The sequence below is a fragment of the Candidatus Kuenenia sp. genome, from assembly GCF_039794105.1.
Taxonomy (GTDB): domain Bacteria; phylum Planctomycetota; class Brocadiia; order Brocadiales; family Brocadiaceae; genus Kuenenia.
Window position 1 is genome coordinate 18,461 of the sequence record NZ_JBDIWA010000033.1, and the last position, 23,233, is coordinate 41,693.

The 23,233-nt window shown below is 40.9% G+C and carries 14 protein-coding genes; 11 read left to right on the forward strand and 3 right to left on the reverse strand.

Translation table 11 applies throughout. The annotated features are described in order from the left end of the window. The first annotated feature begins 240 nt into the window (after nt 1-240). The 8 genes from ABJL82_RS13480 to ABJL82_RS13515 all read left to right on the forward strand — a co-directional run bounded on the left by ABJL82_RS13480 (nt 241) and on the right by ABJL82_RS13515 (nt 9,176). Entirely contained in the window at nt 241-1,074 is an 834-nt protein-coding gene (locus ABJL82_RS13480; RefSeq protein WP_347275218.1) for a hypothetical protein, read from the forward strand. Between the two features lie 190 nt (nt 1,075-1,264). Beyond that, nucleotides 1,265-2,506, forward strand: coding sequence for a glycosyltransferase (locus tag ABJL82_RS13485; RefSeq protein WP_347275219.1), 1,242 nt, complete (start codon nt 1,265-1,267; stop codon nt 2,504-2,506). A 354-nt stretch (nt 2,507-2,860) separates the two neighbouring features. Beyond that, a complete protein-coding gene (locus ABJL82_RS13490; protein ID WP_347275220.1) occupies nt 2,861-3,730 on the forward strand; it encodes an ABC transporter permease in 870 nt (289 codons plus the stop codon). 191 nt (nt 3,731-3,921) lie between these two features. Continuing rightward, entirely contained in the window at nt 3,922-5,289 is a 1,368-nt protein-coding gene (locus ABJL82_RS13495; protein ID WP_347275221.1) for an ABC transporter ATP-binding protein, read from the forward strand. Nucleotides 5,290-5,358: 69 nt separating this feature from the next. Beyond that, nucleotides 5,359-6,312: a sulfotransferase gene (locus ABJL82_RS13500; protein WP_347275222.1), complete on the forward strand. Its 954-nt coding sequence runs from the start codon at nt 5,359-5,361 to the stop codon at nt 6,310-6,312. Nucleotides 6,313-6,396: 84 nt separating this feature from the next. After that, the gene (locus ABJL82_RS13505) at nt 6,397-7,272 is read left to right on the forward strand and encodes a glycosyltransferase (protein WP_347275223.1); all 876 of its coding nucleotides are present in this window, start codon (nt 6,397-6,399) and stop codon (nt 7,270-7,272) included. An 83-nt stretch (nt 7,273-7,355) separates the two neighbouring features. Then, nucleotides 7,356-8,021, forward strand: a complete 666-nt coding sequence (locus tag ABJL82_RS13510; RefSeq protein ID WP_347275224.1) for a polysaccharide deacetylase family protein — start codon at nt 7,356-7,358, stop codon at nt 8,019-8,021. A 306-nt stretch (nt 8,022-8,327) separates the two neighbouring features. Continuing rightward, nucleotides 8,328-9,176, forward strand: a complete 849-nt coding sequence (locus ABJL82_RS13515; protein ID WP_347275225.1) for a class I SAM-dependent methyltransferase — start codon at nt 8,328-8,330, stop codon at nt 9,174-9,176. A 264-nt stretch (nt 9,177-9,440) separates the two neighbouring features. On the opposite strand, the gene ABJL82_RS13520 is transcribed toward ABJL82_RS13515, so the two are convergent. Next, nucleotides 9,441-9,608 carry a transposase gene (locus tag ABJL82_RS13520; RefSeq protein WP_347275226.1) on the reverse strand — a complete coding sequence of 56 codons (168 nt, stop codon included), beginning with the start codon at nt 9,606-9,608 and terminating at the stop codon, nt 9,441-9,443. Between the two features lie 598 nt (nt 9,609-10,206). Here ABJL82_RS13520 and ABJL82_RS13525 point away from each other — a divergent pair. Together ABJL82_RS13525 and ABJL82_RS13530 are read left to right on the forward strand one after the other, a co-directional pair. Continuing rightward, a complete protein-coding gene (locus ABJL82_RS13525; RefSeq protein ID WP_347275227.1) occupies nt 10,207-15,282 on the forward strand; it encodes an Ig-like domain-containing protein in 5,076 nt (1,691 codons plus the stop codon). Nucleotides 15,283-15,291: 9 nt separating this feature from the next. Next, entirely contained in the window at nt 15,292-15,729 is a 438-nt protein-coding gene (locus ABJL82_RS13530) for a hypothetical protein (protein WP_347275228.1), read from the forward strand. Nucleotides 15,730-15,812: 83 nt separating this feature from the next. Here ABJL82_RS13530 and ABJL82_RS13535 read toward each other — a convergent pair whose 3' ends face one another. After that, entirely contained in the window at nt 15,813-17,036 is a 1,224-nt protein-coding gene (locus ABJL82_RS13535) for an outer membrane beta-barrel protein (protein ID WP_347275229.1), read from the reverse strand. Nucleotides 17,037-18,624: 1,588 nt separating this feature from the next. After that, on the reverse strand, nt 18,625-18,828 hold the full coding sequence (locus ABJL82_RS13540) for a hypothetical protein (RefSeq protein ID WP_347275230.1): 204 nt from the start codon (nt 18,826-18,828) through the stop codon (nt 18,625-18,627). 615 nt (nt 18,829-19,443) lie between these two features. Between ABJL82_RS13540 and ABJL82_RS13545 the strand changes: the two genes are divergently transcribed. After that, nucleotides 19,444-23,233, forward strand: a 3,790-nt coding sequence (locus ABJL82_RS13545) for a hypothetical protein (protein WP_347275231.1), incomplete at its 3' end; no start/stop codon positions are given.

Here is a 23,233-nt window from a genome sequence, read left to right on the forward strand (position 1 = left end):
TGGTAGAATTTTTCGCAAAAACACCGAACTATAGGAGTTGCGCGCGCAGCTTTCATCCTCAAGATAAAGAACAAAATGCACCATCATTTCATGAGTTGTGGCAACCTGTTAAAGATGTTTTTATCGGCAGGCCTCCGCTTCAGGCGCAAAGAAATAGACCTTCGTATTACAAAAGTAGTCTCTAAACGGTGAAAGTTTTTTTTGAACATCTTACAGAAATTTTCCTGGGGGCAGGTAAAAATGCATATTTTTAGATCTGTTTTTAAAAGAGCGTTCAATTTAATTTGTGGAGGAGTAAAGGGAAATATATTTTTCTTGCATGTACCTAAATGTGGTGGTGTATCAATCAGTAGGGCAATTGGTTGTTGTTATTATACCTTAAATATTAGAAATGACTATAATTTAGTAGCTTCTCTTGATCCTGTCGCATCTGCAAAAGCAATAAATTTTGTTAACCAAAAAGAATTTCCTTATGATACAAGTGATGATTATCCAATATTAAAATTTCGTGAAAATCTGCTTTTGTATTACATGAGTCAAAATAATAAAAAATATATTTATGGCCACTTTAGCTTTAGTGAAATAGCTTATCGTAACTTTTCTAATAAATATGTTTTTGTTACTGTTCTGCGAAATCCTATAAAGAGATGGATTTCTCTTTATTTCTTCAATAGATATAAAAAACAGGATCACTGTAAAATGGAAGATGACATTACTGTCTACTTGGAATCAAAATTTGGCCAGGCACAAGGGTATGAATATGTGAAATTTTTGGGTGGACTTGATAATGAGGGGGACTATACTTCTAAAAATGCCATTAATCGAGCGAAGAATAATATAGATAAATTTGATATTGTCGGATTTATAGAATATGAAGAAAATTTCCTAAATCAATTTAAAAAACGGTTTGCAGTCAAATTAAACATCGAAAAGAAAAATCAAAGTCCCGCGCCGGAATCACTACGTAATTCCATAATAACTGAAGAAATAGAAGAGAAAATTAGAGAAATATGCAGACCTGATTTGGAAGTATATCAATATGCTATCGAAAAATTTGCGAAGATAAATCAATGATTTTCTTAGTTTGATAGAGAAAGCTAAGATGGAAATTGCGTTTATTATTGGAGAGTTTCCAGTTTTACTCATAACTATGCCTGGCGCTTTGGCCTTTACTAAGTTTGACTTTGTGGGTCAACAGATATTACAAACATAAAAAAGTTTGGTTGCTTATTAAAATCATTGATAAAGATATGTAAATAGTAATATGAAAATTGCATTTATTGTTGGTGAATTTCCGGTTTTATCTGAAGCCTTTATCTTAAATCAAATTACCGGTCTAATCGATCGTGGTCATAAAGTTGATATTTTTCCAGAAAAACTGGGGAATTATCCTGTAATGCACGAAGATGTAATAAAATATAATCTCTTAAAGTGTACCTATTATCAAACTATACCTATAAATAAGTTTTCACGCCTTGGTAAATATTTTTTTTTAGTAATTTCAAATTTTCACAAGAACCCCATAGCTTTACTAAAAACACTAAATATTTTAAAAATTAGAGGAAAGTCATCATTATTGAATATACTTTATAAAACTGTTCAATTTTCGGATAAAGGTCATTATGACATTATTCATTGTCATTTTGGGCAAATTGGTAATATAGGTGCTTTACTGAAAGATATTGGAACCATAAAAGGCAGGCTTGTTACAACTTTCCATGGTTATGATATGTCATTGTATATAAAAAAAGAAGGTAATGATGTATATAACTATCTTTTTGAAAAAGGTGATATGTTCTTGCCTATAAGCGAAAGATGGAAAAATGAATTGATTAAATTAGGCTGTGATGAAAAAAAGATTTTTGTCCATAGAATGGGTATAGATACGAGAAAATTTCTTTTTTATCCACGAAAGCCAAGAGACAATGGGAAAGTACAATTGTTAACTGTTGCACGTCTCGTTGAAAAAAAAGGTGTACAATATGGCATTAACGCAGTGGCAAAAGTGCTTAAGAATCATCCCGATATAGAATACAAGATAGTTGGGGACGGTACCTTAAGAGGTGATATGACAAGATTAATAGATGAGTTAGACGTAAGTAATAATATTAAATTACTAGGGTGGAAGACACAGGAAGAAATTATGGAATTAATGAAAACTACGGATATATTATTAGCGCCCAGTGTAACTAGTCAGGATGGGGATCAGGAGGGAATTCCTGTTGTATTAATGGAGGCGTTAGCACAAGGTATACCGGTACTTAGTACCTACCACAGTGGAATACCTGAACTGGTTCACGATGGAATCTCTGGTTTTCTCGTTCCTGAGCGAGATGTTGATAGTTTAGCAGAGAGACTGATGTATCTCATCGGGCATCAGGAAATATGGGCTGAGATGGGAAAAGCGGGAAGAAAATATGTGGCAGAGAATTACGATGTTAATAAATTGAACGACCAATTGCTAGAATTGTACCAGAGACTTCTTAATGAAGAATCCCGATTCTGAGTATTTATCCCGGGAGAACTGCCACTCCCATGCAGGCATCTATCTGTAAGATGGAAGGTAAACCATATAACCCTGAAAGATTTATGCAGCCAGAAGATGTAGGCGAAGTGGTCATAAATGCACTTACATTACCTCGAAGCGCAGAAGTTACAGATATCCATATAAGGCCTTTTCTAAAATATGAATAAAAGTAGGCGTGCTTTATTAACAACGAAATTCTGTTTGTTTTTCAATTTTTGGTCCCGATTAAGAAACTTTACATTTGAAGCACGGAAAGCTGTTGTTGTTGAAGGCAACATTGAAAAGTTAGTTTTAATCTCATCTAAAACTACCAATGAGGAAGATAGCACTATTATGAAACAAAATAGTAATCAAAATCTGGGTGTTTCAACTGTACCATCTAATCCATTAGTGATTCGGATTGAACCTTCAAAGGGTTGGGTTTCCCTTAAGCTCAAAGAACTGTGGGCGTATCGGGAACTCCTGTACTTTCTCGTATGGCGAGATGTTAAGGTGCGTTACAAACAAACGGTATTAGGGGTAGCCTGGGCACTTATCCAACCGTTTTTCACTATGGTAGTATTTAGTCTCTTTTTTGGGCGTTTAGCCAGGATGCCGTCTGATGGCGTCCCCTATCCCATCTTCAGTTTTGCTGCGCTGGTGCCATGGACATTCTTTGCTAACGGGCTGAATCAGGCGTCAAACAGTCTGGTAGGGAGCGCCAACCTCATTAAGAAGGTCTATTTCCCCCGACTGGCAATACCCATTGCGACTGTTTTGTCCGGCGTGGTGGATTTTATGTTATCGTTTATTATGCTGATCGGGTTAATGTTCTATTTTGGTTTTACACCGACAATAAACGTATTCTGGTTACCCCTTTTTTTACTGCTTGCGCTTGTTACTTCTCTTGGTGCGTCTCTCTGGTTTTCTGCCCTCAATGTAGAATTTCGCGATGTGCGTTACATTATGCCTTTTCTTACGCAACTCTGGATGTTTTCAACGCCCATTGTCTATCCCGGTAGCCTGTTATCAGAACCGTGGCGAACCATATATAGTATTAATCCCATGGTGGGGGTAGTGGAGGGTTTTCGTTGGGCATTGTTGGGAACGCCTCTGGCTTTTGGACCAAGTATTATAGTTTCTTCGTTTGTGGCATGCCTGCTTCTTCTCAGCGGCGCTCTCTATTTCCGGCGTATGGAAAAGAACTTTGCAGATGTGGTGTAGCGCCGAAGGCTCAGTGTATAGTGCTTGTTATGAAAAGTGAATAAAATCCTAAATACTAAACAACATCAAATGACATAAATCAAAAATTCAAAACGATATGATTTAGAGGAGAGGGCATTAAATTTTGCAAAAAGGGTTATTAAATCAGGATTTCGATATTGGAATTTAATATTTTATTGTGAGTAAACTTAATGAGTGACATTGCAATACGAGTAGAAGGACTCAGTAAAAAATTTCATATAGGCAGGCGGCAAGGGAAGCATAAAACCTTACGAGAGACATTGACAGATGCCTTTGTTTCTCCCATACGCAGAGCTGGTAAACTATTGCGGGGACAGGCCGCAGGCGCTGCCGAATTGGATGAAACGATATGGGCGCTTAAGGATATATCCTTTGAGGTCAAACGAGGTGAAGCTGTAGGTATAATTGGACGAAACGGTTCAGGCAAAAGTACGCTTTTAAAGATCCTTTCACGAATTACTGAACCATCTAAGGGTTTTGCAGAGATTCACGGTCGCGTTGGGTCATTGTTAGAGGTAGGTACCGGTTTCCATCAAGAATTGACCGGTAGAGAAAATATTTATCTGAATGGCGCAATACTGGGCATGAAGCGAGCCGAGATTGATCGAAATTTTGATGAAATCGTGGCCTTTTCTGAGGTAGAGAAATTTATTGATACACCAGTAAAGCATTATTCCAGTGGCATGTATCTGAGACTTGCCTTTGCAGTGGCAGCACATCTGGAGCCGGAGATATTGCTAGTGGATGAGGTATTGGCAGTGGGTGATGCAGAGTTTCAGAAGAAATGTCTGGACAAGATGCAACACGTGGCAGGGGAGGGAAGGACGGTATTCTTTGTAAGTCATAACATGATGGCGATTCAGTCGCTCTGTACGAAAGCTATCCTTCTGAACGAAGGCAGTGTCGCCTTTGAAGGACCACAAGATCAAGCGGTAATGAAATATTGTGCCATTGGAGAGCAATTGCACAAACAACAACTCGATTTGCGGCAGGATCGCGTGGGTGGAGGTAGTTTTCGCTTTGCCAGTGTACAATTTCTCAATCCACAAAACATGACTCCGTGGAATGTTTTGGTTTCTGGTCAACCAGTAATCATAAGGATTGACTATTTGTGCAAATCCAGTAAAACCATAAAAGATGTAGGGATTGGCATTGCGATTGCTACTATGACAGGCGCCCAGCTATTCGGCTGTAGAAGCAAGGCCGTGGGAGTAAAACTTGACATTCATCCCGGGGAAGGGTATACGGATTGCTCTTTACCCAGATTCCCACTCAAGGCCGGGCATTACACTTATGCTCTATTTGCTGAAAAAAATAATAATGTGCTTGATTGGGTTACGGATGCAGGTTCTTTTGACGTGGAGGCTAGTGATTACTATGGTTCTGGATACCTCCCGGCGTCTCATCTGCCGGGAGTCTTGGTTGATTATACATGGCAACAAGAGAGGAAACAAACAGACAGGGTTACACCAATATTAAACGGCATAAATAAATCTACATTAAAGACTTGCCATTCCGGGCAAAGCGAGGAATCTTAATATTTTTCCCTTCGGTTGAAAAGACGTCTTTTTGTAGTTAACTATTGTACGTTGGGAGTGTTAAAAAAAATGATTTTAGAAGATAAACAATTCGTATTCATAATAGGTTCTCCAAGAAGTGGTACAACGTGGCTACAACAAATGTTGGGAGCACATCCTTCAGTCTGTACCTTGAGTGAGCTTCAGCTTTTCGACTTCTACACATCTCCCTGGGTAAATGCTTGGAAACAACAAATTAACCTTCAGAAGACTGATGGCAATTTTGTTGGATTGCCAATTGTTTGGACTGAGGGCGATTTATATGGGTTTCTTCGGGAATTCCTGGAGAGGGTTTATAGCCGGGTTCTGGCGACAAAGCCCGAGGCTACTATTCTTTTAGATAAGACCCCAAGTTATGCCCTTCATATAGAACACATCGAGAGTTTAGTGCCTAATGCGAAATATATCCATGTGATCAGGGACGGACGCGATGTTGCCGTATCAACGATGGCTGCCTCACAAGGATGGGCAAAGGGGTGGGCGCCCAAATACGTTGAATCGGCTGCCTCAATGTGGGAAAAATGGGTTTTGGGAGCGCAAAAGGCCCGGCAATACGGTAATCGGTATCTGGAAGTAAGGTACGAAGATCTTTTGAATAATGGAGTAAAGACTCTTGGGTCAATATTCAATTTTGTTGGCTTACCGGTCGATTCAAAAGAGCTTGCTTCGATCTTGGAGGAGCACCAATTTGAGAAGATGAAACAAAAACAGATGGAAGCAAGCAAATTTTATCGGGCCAAAAATTTTTACCGGAAAGGGCAGGTTGGAGATTGGCAGAATGTACTGGATCCGACACAGAGACTCGTATTTCACTGCACGGCTGGAGGCCTGTTGTGTGAACTTGGATATGCTGAGGATTCGTGGTGGATTGAACATAGCTATCAGCGCTTTACGTTGCCATTACTTTTGTATTTCTCAACGCAGTGTGCAAGGATTAAAAAAAATATCATACACAAGATTAAGCGTTTTGGGAGTCTCAGATGATTGGATGGTTATTTGTTTTTTGCTAAAGCATGCGGCGAAGTGTTTAAAAAACTTATTTAAGAGAGGAATATTTGTTCAATTGATATGAAGCTAAGCGTAATAATTCCCTGTTATAATGCCTCTGCAACAATTGCTGATCAACTTGAGGCACTTGCAAATCAGCAGTGGTCTGAACAATGGGAGGTTGTTGTTTCAGACAATGGCTCAACTGACAATTCAATGGAAATTGTGAAACAATATCAAAATAGACTACCTTACCTACGCATTGTTGATGCATCCGCAAGGCGAGGACAACCTTATGCACTTAATGTTGGTATACAGGCTGCAACTGGTGAATCCTTGGCATTATGCGACGCTGACGATGAAGTAGCCCCTGGGTGGTTGATTGCTATGGGTGAGGCCCTATCGAAATATGATTTTGTTGCCTGTCGTATTGATATAGACAAACTGAACGCACCGTGGGTAAGAAAGAACCGCAAGAGTCCTCAGCAAGATGGGATTCAAAAATATGACTATCCTCCCTATCTACCACATGCGGGTGGGGGGACCATTGGTTTTAAACGTTGGCTTTACGACGCAATAGGATGTTTTGAAGAATCCTTTCCCTTGCTCCATGATACTGATTTCTGCTGGAAGGCTCAGCTTAAGGGTCTAGAACTTCATTTTGTCCCAGATGCTGCAATGCATGTCCGTTTAAGAGATACTATTAAAGGTATTTACCGACAAGCCCGTGGCTACGGTGAGTACAACGTGAAAATTTATAAAAAATATCTTCCGTTGGGTATGCCAAAACTCTCATGGAAACAAGGTGTGTTTTCATGGAAGGCATTTATTATGCACTTTATGAAAAGCATTCCCAGAATCCGTGACAAAGGGGATCTTGCTTACTGGGCATGGCAGTTTGGATGGTATATAGGGCGATTGAAAGGTAGCATTAAGTATAGAGTTTTTGTGCTTTGAATGACTAAGAATTCACTGTGGGAACCATGTTCAGATTGATAAAGAAAATCTATAGGCTCTTTAAGTCCATTCCAGTGCATGTGATGGGAACAATAACACATGTTTCAACACAGAAACCAGTTGTTGCCATAACTTTCGATGATGGGCCTGATCCTATTTTTACACCCCGACTTCTCGACGTATTGGAAAAGTATAATGCGCATGCAACATTTTTTATGATTGGTAAAAATGCGGAACGTTGCCCGGAACTGGTTCAAAAAGTTGCACGGGCAGGGCATGCAATAGGTAATCACTCCTGGAATCACCCTTCATTTCCTTCAATTTCCGGAAAGGAACGGCGAAATCAGTTTCGCATGTGCCAAAATGCAATTTCTCCTTATGGAGAAAAAATGTTCAGACCCCCGAAAGGCCATCAGACTATAGCGTCCCGGCTGGATGCACTTTTACTTCGTTACAAGGTTATCACCTGGAATGTGCAGGTACGCGATTGGGAAAAGCACGATGCTCAATGGATGGCGAATAGCCTTACGAGTCACCTTAAGCCAGGGAGTATTATCCTCCTCCATGACGCCTTATGGGGGGATATTATAGAAGAGGGAGCGGAAGATAGGGCGCCGATGCTTGAAGCGCTCGATATGTTTCTTGCGAAGGTGGGCAGCCAGTTTCGTTTTGTCACTATCCCTGAGTTGTTAATGTACGGTCGTGCACAGAAACGGAATTGGTATGTGAAAGATCATAATGACTGGTGAATCTATCCAATTAACCATAATAATTTCATAGTGATGCAATACCTCAAACAAGTAAAGAATCCACCCGCAGAGCAGGTGGCTTTGGGTTTACCACTAGAAGGGGATAAGTTTGCCCTTCGGGGTATCATTGCACAATTTGGAAGTGATTTCCGTCTTACTGTTTTGCTTCAAGTTAGCTGATAAATTAAAAAAGTTTGCAAGCTGCTATGTTTTGTTATAATTTACATCAATTGTTGTAATGAGATTATTTATTATCTGAACACAGGGAAGTTGGCATTTGACCAAACCCGATATTAGGAGACAAAAATGGCTTTCCAGTTTCTAGACCGTGCAATACGCTTACCGTCAACTAACACGGAGATTGTTCAGCGATTGAGCGGTGTTCACGATGAGTGGATGATGACCGATGCCGAACGCGCCACGGTGCACTCGATGCTCTCAACGCTGAAACCGCAAGTTGCGATCGAGGTCGGCGTTTACAGGGCAGGCAGCCTTGCTATTCTTGCGGCCCAGTGCCAGAAGGTCTACGCACTGGACATCGACCCATTTTGTGCTGCCACATATGCAAGCCGTTTCCCCAACGTCGAATTTATCACCGGGCCATCACAGAACACTCTGCCAAAACTTATCGACCGGATCCAAAACTCGGGAGAACCCTTGGGTTTCGTGCTTATCGATGCCAACCATTCCGAGGAAGGGGTTAGGTGCGACCTGGACAATGTGCTGCGTTACATGCCTCAGAGGCCTCTTTATATCGTCATGCACGACAGTTTCAACCCAGGTTGCCGCAGGGGAATAAAGACGGCCATTTGGTCAAGCAATCCCCATGTGCACATGGTAGAACTGGATTTCGTAGTCGGCAGGTTTGTCATGCAGGAAGAGGGTAATCGTTACCGGCAGATGTGGTGTGGCCTTGCTCTCGGCGTTCTGCTGCCGGAAAAGCGCACAGGCGACGTTATCATGCGAGAGAACGAATCCCTCATGTATAGGACCGCACTGCAGCATTCTGTTTACCGCTTCCACAAGTGGTGGAATCCGGTGTATTCACTCCCTCTTACCGCAGCACGTATGCGGCGCACGGCGGGACGGCTGTTGCGTACTCACGCGCCAAAATTGTTTGATGCCATGAAGGCGCGTCATAATAAGAGTAGCTAGTACATTAATCTTGTAACAAATTGACTTCCTGGATTATACGCAAGATTCAGGTACTTACTCACTTCAGATACTTGACCAGTAAAACATTTGCCTTTCACACCCTCTAGTGGGTAAGACTCCTCCCCAATAACCTGTGGCTTTATAAACTTAATATGTGGCACTAAAAACATCCTACCCATGTTCTCCCTCGTATCTGACCTCAGATTGACGCAATACAGATGTCTTAAACGTACCTTTGTGGTATTTGGATACTTTGACTTTAACCTATCTTATGCCTTTCAGGATCTGTTTCTGCCAACGATAGTACATGGTTGGATGAATAACCTGGGCTTCACACACATCCGAGAGTGTTTTCTTTTCGAGTAAATGTTGCTTCATTATCTCCACTCGTTTCTCCGGTAGATACCTTTTTCTCACACTTACTTCTTTCATTTTTCCCTCCTTTGAAATAATTTAAGTATAGCTTATTTCAATAAGAGAAATTCCATTTCCGTCTGAAGCAAAACACAGGGGCTACATGGTTTTTAAATGTTCCCTTGGATTTTTCAAAAAACTAAAGTGATGCGATTGTTTGATTATATTTATTTTTAATTAGTTACGATATTAATATCTGAGTAAAGTGCATAGGCATTAATCATAAATTTACGAACATTTGAAGCTGCTCCTTCGTATTTATTGTAGCAGAAGCAGTACGGTATATCCTTTAGGGGGTATTCTTATGGGCGTATCCATTTTCGGGTATAGATATAATCATATAAAGAAAGTAAAATTATAATAAGTGAAAATAATTGACAAAAGAAAAAAGATCATATCTTTCTTTTTGACATAAGATAATTCCTAAAAAATGCATTTGGACACAGATTTGCGCTGTTCCTTCAAAAAGTTATAGTCAAATAAATCTAAGTGTATATTTCCTTAACTTAAGTAAATACAACACATAGTATCTCCTTCTATACGATGATTTTCGATAATCTTCACGCAGATTTTGCTTGAGAGATTAAAAAGAAGTTTTGTGAGGTAATAATACTAAATGACTGTTCTTATAACAAATCGGAATGATAATATGACGAAGCGAAGCAAAACATTTTTTGCACAATCATTCTTTTATAAAACCCTTTTATTTTTTTTGATTTTTGTGCCTTTTTTGCAATCGACTTATGCACAGGACTCTACGCCGCCGACGGTGAGCGCAACGAGTCCCGTAAGTAATGCGACTGGGGTATCGGTAGATAGCGTGATAACAGCGACGTTTACCGAAGCGATGGACCCTGCTACGATCACCACGGCCACATTTACCGTGGGCGGAGTAACGGGGACAGTATCCTACAATGGAACGAGTAATACGGCCACGTTTACGCCGACAGCCAATCTGTCCTACGATACATTCTACACAGCGACGATTACCACAGGGGTAACGGATGCGTCTGGTAATGCAATGCTTACGGACTATACGTGGAACTTTACTACGGCAGCTACCGGGAGTATTGGCGGTCAGCAGGCATATTATACATTTGATGAAGGGACGGGATCGACTGCAACGGATTCGTCAGGGAATAACAGAAATGGGACAATTACCGGAGCTACATGGACCACAGGGAAAATCGGTGACGCATTGAATTTTGACGGGAATGATTATGTAACAATTCCTAGCATGAATTATGACGAGATTTCGGTATCTGCATGGTTCAATAAAAATACATCTGGCACCAACATTATATTTGGTGGTTTTAGATATAATGCTGATGTGCAATTGCGGGAAGGATTTGACTTGTATTTTAATTCTGGTACGCCCAATAGACTTCGGTTTGTCGCGACCACAAGGAATACAAGCTGGGCAAGGACCGTAAAAGAGGCAACAAAGGATTTTACCGATTCGAATGGGAGTTGGTATCATGTTGTTGGTACCTACAACAAGACTACGGGAGAACAGAAGTTATATGTGGACGGGCAGTTGGTGGATACACAAACACATCCATCGTGGAATGTGATAGTGCCATTAACGGATCGGAATTACATGGCCATAGGAACCAGGTATACCGATTTTGGCTTTTTTCGTGGAATTATAGACGACGTCCAGATATACAACCGGGCGTTGAGTGGCCAGGAGGTGTTGTCCTTATTTAACAATGCTACAACGCCCGACACGACACCGCCGACGGTGAGTGCGACGAGTCCGGTAAGTAATGCTACGGAGGTAGCGGTAAATAGTGCCATCACCTGCACATTCAGCGAGGCTATGGACGCAAGCAGCATAACAACGACCACTTTTCTGGTGAGTGATGGGAGCAGTAATATAGGTGGGGCGGTATCGTACAGCGGTACGACGGCCACGTTTACCCCGTCAAGTCCAAGTCCTCTTGTCTATTCCACCACGTATACGGCTACGATTACCACAGGGGTAACGGATGCGTCTGGTAATGCAATGCTTACGGACTATACGTGGAACTTTACTACGGCAGCTACTGGGGGTATTGGCGGTCAGCAGGCATACTATACATTTGATGAAGGGACGGGATCGACTGCAACGGATTCGTCAGGTAATAACAGAAATGGGACAATTACCGGAGCTACATGGACAACAGGGAAAATCGCAGGGGCATTGAATTTTGACGGGAATGATTATGTAACAATTCCTCGCATGAATTATGACGAGATTTCGGTATCTGCATGGTTCAATAAAAATACATCTGGCACTAACGTTATATTTGGTGGTTTTAGATATAATGCTAATGTGCAATTGCGGGAAGGATTTGACTTGTATTTTAGTTCGGGTACGCCAAATATACTTAGGTTTGTCGCGGCCACAAGTAATACAAGCGGAACAAGGACAGTAAAAGATGCAACAAAGGATTTTACCGATTCGAATGGGAGTTGGTATCATGTTGTTGGTACCTACAACAAGACTACGGGAGAACAGAAGTTATATGTGGACGGGCAGTTGGTGGATACACAAACACATCCATCGGGGAATGTGATAGTGCCATTAACGGATCGGAATTATATGGCCATAGGAACCAGGTATACCGATTTTGGCTTTTTTCGTGGAATTATAGACGACGTCCAGATATACAACCGGGCGTTGAGTGGTCAGGAGGTGTTGTCCTTATTTAACAATGCTACAACGCCCGACACGACACCGCCGACGGTGAGTGCGACGAGTCCGGTAAGTAATGCTACGGAGGTAGCGGTAAATAGTGCCATCACCTGCACATTCAGCGAGGCTATGGACGCAAGCAGCATAACAACGACCACTTTTCTGGTGAGTGATGGGAGCAGTAATATAGGTGGGGCGGTATCGTACAGCGGTACGACGGCCACGTTTACCCCGTCAAGTCCAAGTCCTCTTGTCTATTCCACCACGTATACGGCTACGATTACCACAGGGGTAACGGATGCGTCTGGTAATGCAATGCTTACGGACTATACGTGGAACTTTACTACGGCAGCTACTGGGGGTATTGGCGGTCAGCAGGCATACTATACATTTGATGAAGGGACGGGATCGACTGCAACGGATTCGTCAGGTAATAACAGAAATGGGACAATTACCGGAGCTACATGGACAACAGGGAAAATCGCAGGGGCATTGAATTTTGACGGGAATGATTATGTAACAATTCCTCGCATGAATTATGACGAGATTTCGGTATCTGCATGGTTCAATAAAAATACATCTGGCACTAACGTTATATTTGGTGGTTTTAGATATAATGCTAATGTGCAATTGCGGGAAGGATTTGACTTGTATTTTAGTTCGGGTACGCCAAATATACTTAGGTTTGTCGCGGCCACAAGTAATACAAGCGGAACAAGGACAGTAAAAGATGCAACAAAGGATTTTACCGATTCGAATGGGAGTTGGTATCATGTTGTTGGTACCTACAACAAGACTACGGGAGAACAGAAGTTATATGTGGACGGGCAGTTGGTGGATACACAAACACATCCATCGGGGAATGTGATAGTGCCATTAACGGATCGGAATTATATGGCCATAGGAACCAGGTATACCGATTTTGGCTTTTTTCGTGGAATTATAGACGACATCCGTATCTATAATCGAGCCTTGAGCGCCCAGGAGGTGTTGTCCTTATTTAATAATGCTACAACGCCCGACACGACACTGCCGACGGTGAGTGCAACGAGTCCTGTAAGTAATGCTACTGAGGTGGCGGTAAACAGTACCATCACCTGCACATTCAGCGAGGCGATGGACGCAAGCAGCATAACAACGGCCACCTTTCTGGTGAGTGATGGGATCAGTAATATAGGTGGGTGGGTATCGTACAGCGGTACGACTGCTACTTTTACCCCGTCTGGCAACCTGTCCTCTTCCACCACCTACACGGCTACGATTACCACAGGGGTAACGGATGCGTCTGGCAATGGGATGACTGCCAATTACACATGGAACTTTACCACGGGCTTGAGTGAAGATCCAGGTGGTCAGCAGGTCCACTATGCATTTGATGAAGGGACGGGAGCGATTGCAACGGATTCTTCGGGTCATAATAAAAACGGCACAATTACTGGCTTTACCGGATCCACATGGACTACAACAGGGAAATTCGGAAGGGCGCTGAGTTTTAACGGCGAAAGTACTTATGTATCGATTCCGCCTTTAAATTATGACGAGATTTCGGTTTCTGCGTGGTTTTACAGATATTCAGTAGATACGGCAGGGGAAGATGTTATTTTTGGCGGTTGGAGTTGGGTTAACTTACAGGGATATGGATTATATTTTAATCAGTATAGCGCTTCGAGAAACACCATACGATTTATTGTAACCAGTAAAACATCCGAAGGCACGAAAACGCAAAAGCACGCTACCAAGGATTTGAGCACTTCAACCGGCAAGTGGTACCACGTTACCGGCACTTACAACAAAACTACGGGTGAACAGAAATTATATGTAGATGGGCAACTCGTTAATACACAAACACACCCTGCGGGAAATACCATAGTGCCATACACAGCAGCATCGTATATGGCTATAGGGGCATTAACTTCTAATTATGGCCATATGGACGGTAAGATAGACGAGGTTAGGGTTTACAACCGGGCGCTGAGCGCCGGGGAGGTGTTGTCCTTAAGATTTTATAACACTACAACGCCTGATACGACGCCGCTTGTGAGGATTACAACACCCGATAATTATTATTTACAGGAAAATTCTGATCTCTCTGTTCAGGCAGAAACTAACAATTTACAGCAAAAGCAGGGAATTCTCTTTGTGCTCGATAGCGGAACTGCTTATGAGCAAAGTATCAGCGATTACACAGCGCCTTATGAAGTTGTATTTACAAACCTTTCTCAGGGTGAATATGTAATGGATGCTTTTGTCGTGGATGCTGAGGGTAATAAAATTTCCGGAGAGTATGCACACGACAAAAGAGTGCAGATTGGTATTGGTGATTATTATTGGGGAATGGGAGATAGTATTACAAAAGGAGTTGGGGACGATGACGTTTCTGATAATACTTCACAAGACGGACGAAATGAAGGGGGTGGTTACACGCCAGTATTAAATGATTTACTTACAGCAGAGAAAGGGACTCCGCACACTGTTTTTAATGAAGGGGTTGGGGGGGCCACATCATCTGATGGATCTTCTTCTATTAATAGAATGCTTCTAAGACATCCCAACGCCAGTTGGTGTTTGGTTCAGTATGGAACAAATGATGCGAATCCGTTTGGATTGCCAATCCCAAGCGGGCTGGGTTTGAATCCTGGCGATCCTGGATATCCCGGGACTTTTAAAAATAATATGCAAAAAATTTTAGATGCAATAAATGCTGCAGGTCAGAAAGCCTGTTTAGCAAAAGCCCCAATCGCTTTAGGAGATAGTTCCGGAACTTATCAAGACCCTGACCAGGCGCCAAGAAATATACTGATTAAAGAGTATAATCAGGTTGTAGATGAATTAAAAAGTAATTTCAGTAACAATATTCTCATAATTCCTCCTGATTTCTACAGTTATTTTAACTATTTAGATGCGTCAACAGAACGTCGTCGTTATGAAGACGAATATGCGGATACACTCCACCCAAATGGAATTGGGTACCGGTCTATGTCCAATCTGTGGTTCCAGGCATTAACTCAATAAAGGAGGAAAATGATGAGAGTGGTTTTTTTAGCATGGTTTGTTTTTTTCGTTTATGTTTCATGCAATATACTAAATGCCCAAGAGATTTCAAGGAGCGATTTGTTATATAAAAATGTTAAGAGTGATACATTTGTTCCTCTTTTTCGGGCATTCAAAAATGGCGATGTTGATGCAATAAAAGAGTATATTTCTGACGATATGTATGAAAAAAATAAAGTCTTATTAGAACAAAACAAGGAATATCCAAATTTTCTTAGAAATTTCTACCGTGATGCTATATTCCAAGTAAGAAAAGTTGTGAAATCCGGGGAAATAATATTTGTTGATGTGAGGGTTCGCTTTCCTGGCGGATATCAAAATGTTGTAAAGGTTCAACTCAAAGAAGGGAAAAGTAAAGCAGGAGATGCTGTATGGAAAGCTATAAACTTCGTGGACAATTCTCAATAATGTTTCGTCAACTCTCAAGTGTTGGATAGAGACGAGATAGTTTTATCCCGGCCTTTTCGGTGGTGAATTGCAAAGTTATCATCTCAAAACCCTGCGGTTAATCCCAGGAATATGGTATTTTTTGAATATTCGGCAGTTTCAAAATTAGAATCTAATTGTGAATAAGTGTATGTCAAACGTCCCTTTAAATTCCTGCTAATATCGTAGTTTAAAGAGGAATTTACCCCCAACAGTCTTTGTTCAAAGGACGAGGAAACATATTCACCCTCACCATAAAAAATTGATAAGGAACAACCAAGTCTTTCTAACATTTGTCTGGTTACAGAAACAGAAGTACGCCAGTTATTAAAGATGTCTGCAAAGTAAGGGCTTGTTGTATATTTCTTGTCAAACGAAAGTCTTGCACGGGTCCTTTCGTCTACGATATATGTCAGTGATGTCTGAACAAAGGGTTTGGTGAGGTTTTCACCGTCAAAAGAATCGATAAAATCTACCCCCGTTTTCCCATCAAAAAAAAGTTTCTTTGTTATATACTGTCTTATGCCCGGGCCAATTGTATTTATTGTGGCATCTTGTTCATCTTCAAATTGTGCACTGATGAAGTCGTATGAAAACAAAAAAATAGTTTCGGTGGGACTAAACAAATAACTTAGGCCTATGCCTGGTTTATTGAGAAAAGAATTTGACCTGTTTGACCCTGAAAATATGTTTATCTCGTTAGCGTATTTTACAAAGAGAGAAATTTGTTTGGCAATATCGTTTGAGTAATTTATGTCAAACTTGTTTTGAAAAAATTCAAATCGCCCCCTTGACCTGCCAAATTGCTGCGAGGTAAAATCTTCTTCATCCGAGGAGGGCGCTTCGATGTGTGTAAAGACGTTTTTTAGGTTTATGCGGTCACGTTTTGAAAACTCATTTTTGAAATTTAAATTTATGTGCTGGGTGATATTGTTGAAAGTATCATTTTTGGCAAATGCCTGATAGGCGATGTCGCCGGTTAGTTCAAATGTCCTGGTTTTGCCTTCGTAATTTACCCCTAGCCCTAGTCGGGCATTAGTGATGAAGTCTTCTTTTTCATTCTTGTTGGTAAAGGTGATGTTATCATCAAATGTTTCGCCAACTGAAACCTCTGTAATCTTTATATCGAATCCTTTGTATTTATAAGAAAGGGCATCAAGGAATCGGGTAATGGTGAGATCTAATCTATCATTACCGAAGGCATAAGTGCTTGAAGGGGAAGTGATGAAAATAACTGCCCAAAGGCATGCGATTAATATAGTTTTTAAATGTCTTGTCAGGTTATTCACTGTAATTTTCCATATAGGTGCGTAATTTTTTGTCCTATCCAAAGCATTTATTTAGTATCCTTAAACCAACCGCAATGGCTTTGTTACAGTTGTTATCCTAGAGAGCAAAACGGTGATATCTAAACCTAAAAAGACATCAGGGCTTGTATATAGTACAAACAAACCAATCCCTCTATTTGTCTGATTATTTGCATTAATTATACAATAGGAATATCTGCTTTACTCAGGTAAGTACAAATATATCATGGTAGATTATCCTGCTAATCTTATGGAATTTGAATCGCAAGGCAGTGGTAATTCCACCTGCAACAGGGCAAGATTGTGGTTTTTGATCAAAATTATAGTAGAATACAATATCATGGTAAGTACCTGAACAAGGTGGATTGTCAGATTATACAAAATGAAATCATATTTGCAATTTTAAAATTTAAAATTATCCAACGAATTAATGAATTGTGCATTTGCAATTATTAAAGTCAGTAAATCAGTAAAATGGCTATGCCCTCTTCTCATTATAACTAAACACACGTCGCTCTATCATCAATTTGCAATTTGCCGACTGCCGACTGCCGACTGCCGACTGCCGCAATCTTTCGTCACCCGTCGTTGTCTTTTCCTCAAAAAACCTCTTTTTTTGTAAGTTTTTTTTCGTGCCATTTGTGCCACTTGTTCTTCGTGGTTAAACTCTTTTTGGTTGCGGTTTCACTGCGCTATGCAATACTGAATTTAATCAGATAATCTGCTGTATGTATTTGCATACAGTAGGAAACAAGCATAACAACTTTGATTATTAATAGTTAATGAAATATCAACTATACGGTGTATTGATTTGCATACACTATTCGTAAATTGCCCGGATTTGTTTTCATCACTGCTTCTCATTCCGTTGTTAATTTTATCAGTTATAACTACTTTTATCTTTGAAGGTTATAAATTTATTACTGCTGGTATGAAAAAATTTTATTGTTTTAATTTTCAATGGCAAACGCATTGCGTAGGTGTTGCGCCGTGAAAAAAATTTGTTTCTGAAGTGTTCCCTGAAGATTGTTAAAAAAGTTGATGGGTAGTTATAAAACAAGGAGTGCCTCATATGTTAGTGCTGCTGTTTCCAATGAGGATATCTGCGAAAAATGCGGAAAAAAGAAAGATGATTGCACCTGCGAGGAATAATAAGCAGTAAACAATTGATTGGATTTTCAGGATGGTATAGGCAAACGCTGTTTGTCCGTGCCATCAATCGCGTTTAATCATTTTTACAAATTGTCTGAATGGTGCAATTTTAAATTAGCAAAGAACCGTTTGGCATTATTATATAGTTCTATCATCCCAGAGCTTGCCAAAGACTCTTCCAAGAGGTAAGCCTTGTAAGATACATAAAGAGAAGCCTTAATGCACTTTTACCATTGAGACCGAAATTGGCTTTGTGTGAAAGAAGTGAATACTTCAGGCATTTTGTAAACATCCGTTCTTTCTCATTTACCCGGCGGGCGAAATTTTTGGTTACGGACTTTGTACATAGCATCATGCGGATGGCGAAGGAGGTGAAACGCGTCGTAGATAATTTGAACATGAGGAATATGCTTAAATGTTAACTTCCTAAATGGTTTCCACATGTCTGTGACAGCAATTTAGATGTTCTTCTTCTGGCTATCAGAAAGAATAGTAAAATAAATCCGGGCATTCCGCCAGGATCTTTACCGCCGATATCCTCATAGGGACTTCCTTTATCCGGAGCACTGATATTGGTCATATAGGGATGTCCTCTACGGACGGAAATTTCATCTACTTCCAAAGCTCCGCGTATAGTTTGCTCTATACGCAAAGAAATGGGTATAGGGCATGCAAGAGCGTCTCCCGATGCTACCTTTGATTTATTGTGGATTCAGACTTAACAATCGTTTTTCACAAGTTTAAGGGATATATAACTACTGTATCCTATTCAATGTTATTTGAATAATATCTTAGCTTGTGGACGTATTTAATCTGTACCTTTCATACATTCCTATACGGTTATACTCCCCCTTTTACCCCGAAATAAGTTCAAAGCTAATACGAATAATGCTGACTACTATGAAGATACCTGTTTGAAAAAAACACATATCACCATCTCATACGGCCTGGACTTCGGTTTTCCCTTATATCTTGCGGTTAGGGGCATGGTCACAGGATGTGAGTCCTCCCTCGGTTATATGGATTACCCATTTTCTCATTCGTAAGGTATGTTGCCCCTATTTTTTAGGAATTTCAAAGTTTTTGTAGAGACGCATTGCATGCGTCTCCTCGTTTTGTTTATTCAGTTAATAGTTGCCGAAGGCCTGATTTAATATCTTGTTTTTATCAAAATATTGTATTGACAATGGGGTACGCCTCTGTTTTTTTAATTAATCTCTTATTAGGAGAAATATTTGTGAAGTCAAAGATTAGCATCGTAGTAAGCATTTTAATAATTGCCCATATTGTTCTTTTTGCTGAAAAGAATTTTGCGGAAGAAAAAGCATATCAAAATATTTATGGCATACTCTGGAATGATAAACCATCTGAGGACATTAACTATGCAAGGCAGATGGGGTATGATTCTATTGTTATAAATCCATCCTCAGAAGTTAAAGACTATCATAATGATCCCAATTGCACAGGCCTTAAGTATTATCTGATCAACCCACATTGGTATCCACAGATTTTATCCGGATATAGCAGGACGATAGACATTACAAAGTCTCTTTCAGAGGAAGCAAAGGAATTTTACAATCAGCGTATGGTATGGAAAAGCCATGAGCCGTTTCCTTACAATCTGGCGACAGGGTATCATCCTGCTGGTTCTTCAGAGCAATTTTACGTAATGTGGGATTTTCAGCAACAGGCGGTTATTGATGAGGTAGTTGAAAATATTATAAGCCTGGCAAAGAGTTATGAAAACACAGGATTGTCGTTCACCTTTGGCGGATATATAATTGATGAGCCGAAGCTTGCAGGTGAATTTTACAGATTAGACGAAACGGGGAATAACATATCTGTAGGTTTGTCTTATTGGACAGGGGCGGATCTGGGTTTGGTGCATGACGCTATTACCCATGAGTATGCAACGTATTCAGAGGGAATGGCGGCATTTTACAAGAAATTAAGGACAAGGATTTCTCAGGAATTCACGAATCCGAAATGGATCGTTCAACCGACGTTGCTCTATAGTGAGGCGGACAATGATGAATGGATATATCAGATAAAAGTCCGGGCAGACAAGGATGAGCTAACGCCGGATATGCTAAGCCAAAAAAGCCCGCAAAATACAAATTATGTAGATGATGCCAACAATTTTAATGCCGGGGTAGATATTACAAAAGACAAGGTTGGCAACTCCCAGACAAGCGAAGCAGATGAATACAGGAATCGTCTTTTTGCAGCCAAGGCGAGCATTAACGGCGCCTGGTGTAATTGGTTTGGGCGGTTTGGCGACACAGTGGATATGCCGGACTTTGGGAGTATTACCAAGGTTGATTCCAGACTCAAACTCATAAGGTGCATACCCAACTGGGATAATCTTAATAATGTGCCTCTGAGTGAACGGTCATGGGATGGCAGCGTTTATCAGAGTACAAAGAGTTATGCGGATAGTGATGTCATGTATTCATATCATCCAAAGACAGGGAAATTATTTGCGGTATTTTTAACGTTGTCCGGGGCTATAACGCTTAATGCTGGTGAGACGGCAACCTCGGTGCAGCGCACTGACGGTTATTTTATTGAGTCAGTGGATGGAGGCGCCGATGTCAGCATTGTTGGTAACGAGATAAGGCTAAAGAGTAAAGATAACATAGGGAAAGGTTACATCTTTACCGTATCAGCAGAAGGTGAACCGTTAGCAGCGGAGGCAGAGGCAGAGACAGAGTCAGAGTCAGATGCGACATCGGGTTCGGAGACTTCGGATGAAACAGTAAATGGCAGTGGACCGACGCATACGACGTGGGTAGAGTACTATTCTGCTGGTGGACCACGTAACAGTGTATCGTCAAAAAAGAGGACGAAGGCCATAACCTCCAAACAATCTGACAGTACGCTGACGTGGCAGCAGGTAGCAAAAAGAACTGCCGCTCAGAAAACTGCCGGACTTTCAGGGGGTGAAGGGCAGCAGATGATATTTGGGATTGCCTATGCTCCATCCAATCCAAATATTGCATATTTTGTTGCCGACACAAGTCAGGTTTGGAAAAGTATCGATGGGGGTACAAGTTGGCAGAGAAAGTCTAATGGATTTGGGGCAACCGGAGGTACTTCTGTAGTTTTTGACCCAACAAATGCAGATATTGCTTATGTATCAGGTATGAATGAAAATGCAGGTGGTTGGACACCGCTCCCTGATGTTGTACAGGGTATATTTAGAACCGCAGATGGTGGGAACAACTGGACATTAGTAAAAAGTGCAAATTTCAACAGGATTGCCCGTTCAGATGGTGTTCATATCGCTTTTGCCGGAAGCAATATATATGCAGCGCCAAGTAAAACCGGTATTTTAAAATCAACGAATGGTGGAACTACGTGGAATTTCCTAACTACATCTGGCGGCGAGAAGATTCTTGATACCTTGGATCTTAATAATATAGCAGCTCATCCTAAGGATAATACCATTTTATATGTATCTGCTTCTAAAGGATTGTATAAGATTGTGGATAGTGGTAGCTCTGCGACTGTTACCAAGATAGGAACAGGACTGCCTTCGGGCGCAGTATATCAGCTACAGATTGACCCCGGTTCGCCAAGTACAATGTATGTTGCTGCTAATTCAAATGGCGTATATCGCTCTATCGATGGCGGATCTACTTTTAGCACAAGGAATAATGGATTGTCAACCCCCCTTGGCGCTGGTGGACAGGTCAGATATATAGCAATGAGTCCGGTCAATTCTAGCAAACTAATAATTACTTTTAGGAATTTGTTTGGTAGTTATGTGTATCACACTAGCGATGGAGGAGCAAACTGGACAAAGACAACTAATATGGATGAATCAAATGAAGATGGGTGGATTGCGGGTTCTGTGTTTGGCTATACACAAAATCAGTCTGGCGTTGATAATGCTCACTCACCTATCAGTTTTCATCCAACAAATCAAAATATCGCATTGACGATTGGATGGGGTAATCAGGTTAAGAAAACTACTGACGGCGGCGTTACATGGAAATATTCTAATACAGGCTATACGGGATCAGCCGTGGGTAATCAGGAAAGTTCCAGCGCGATTGGGTGGGATTCCACTAATTATAATCGAGCGGTTTTCTCCCAGGGCGATTGGGGGAGTACGCTTACGGAGGATAACGAAGATACTTTCGCATTAAAAGCCACTGTTAGTCATAATGGTCGATACGCAACTGCGGCGGCAGCAATGTATGAGAATATTATTATTGAAGCAGTTGGCGCTACAAATGACTATAGTACTAATTCACAGGTGATAGCTATATCAAGGAACTCAGGAACAAATTGGACCAAAATTGAAAGCACAACTGATACTTTTAAACTCATTTCTTTTCATCCGCAGGACAATAATATTGTATATGCAGGAAAATACAAATTTACCAACATTCAAAACAAAAATACCTTTACTAACCTTCGCAAGATAGTTGCTAGTGTATTTAAGGGGGATGGAAACATAATTTATTCATATAGCGGAAGTACTATCTATAAATCTACCGATGCGGGTGCTAAATGGACGACGCCATATCCTTCATTAAATATTCCGTCTGGGTATTCTGTAACGCAAATTGCCGTAGATCCTGTAAATCAAGATCGGATTTATGCGGCAGTAGCGGGAAAGGGGATTTATATAATAAACGACACTTCTGCCAATGGTGGAACGGTGGTATTGAAAAACGATGCGCACGGAATCGAATTAGACCAGTTTGGGGAAATAAATACGAGCACGATAGCAACAGACCCTAATAATGCAAATGTTGTTTATGCAGGCACAAGGGCAAACTGGAAGGGCATGGCAAATGGCCTTTTTCGTTCTATAGACGGCGGCGAAACATGGACTAACATAACATATAACACTTTCGGTACAATGTTTGGTATTGCCAACATAACAGTAAGGCCAGACAATAGCTACGTTTATATAAGTTCATTTGCCGGCACGTGGAAATTACCGCCACCGTCATCAACCTCTACCGCTGATACCACAGCGCCGAATTGTTCGATAAGTATTAACAATGGTG

Bases quoted from the DNA above. Each gene is read 5' to 3' on its own strand.
- ABJL82_RS13490 (WP_347275220.1), top strand. From the start codon at position 2,861: ATGAAACAAAATAGTAATCAAAATCTGGGTGTTTCAACTGTACCATCT.
- ABJL82_RS13525 (WP_347275227.1), top strand. From the start codon at position 10,207: ATGACTGTTCTTATAACAAATCGGAATGATAATATGACGAAGCGAAGC.
- ABJL82_RS13480 (WP_347275218.1), top strand. From the start codon at position 241: ATGCATATTTTTAGATCTGTTTTTAAAAGAGCGTTCAATTTAATTTGT.
- ABJL82_RS13515 (WP_347275225.1), top strand. From the start codon at position 8,328: ATGGCTTTCCAGTTTCTAGACCGTGCAATACGCTTACCGTCAACTAAC.
- ABJL82_RS13495 (WP_347275221.1), top strand. From the start codon at position 3,922: ATGAGTGACATTGCAATACGAGTAGAAGGACTCAGTAAAAAATTTCAT.
- ABJL82_RS13530 (WP_347275228.1), top strand. From the start codon at position 15,292: ATGATGAGAGTGGTTTTTTTAGCATGGTTTGTTTTTTTCGTTTATGTT.
- ABJL82_RS13520 (WP_347275226.1), bottom strand. From the start codon at position 9,608: ATGAAAGAAGTAAGTGTGAGAAAAAGGTATCTACCGGAGAAACGAGTG.
- ABJL82_RS13485 (WP_347275219.1), top strand. From the start codon at position 1,265: ATGAAAATTGCATTTATTGTTGGTGAATTTCCGGTTTTATCTGAAGCC.
- ABJL82_RS13510 (WP_347275224.1), top strand. From the start codon at position 7,356: ATGGGAACAATAACACATGTTTCAACACAGAAACCAGTTGTTGCCATA.
- ABJL82_RS13505 (WP_347275223.1), top strand. From the start codon at position 6,397: ATGAAGCTAAGCGTAATAATTCCCTGTTATAATGCCTCTGCAACAATT.
- ABJL82_RS13500 (WP_347275222.1), top strand. From the start codon at position 5,359: ATGATTTTAGAAGATAAACAATTCGTATTCATAATAGGTTCTCCAAGA.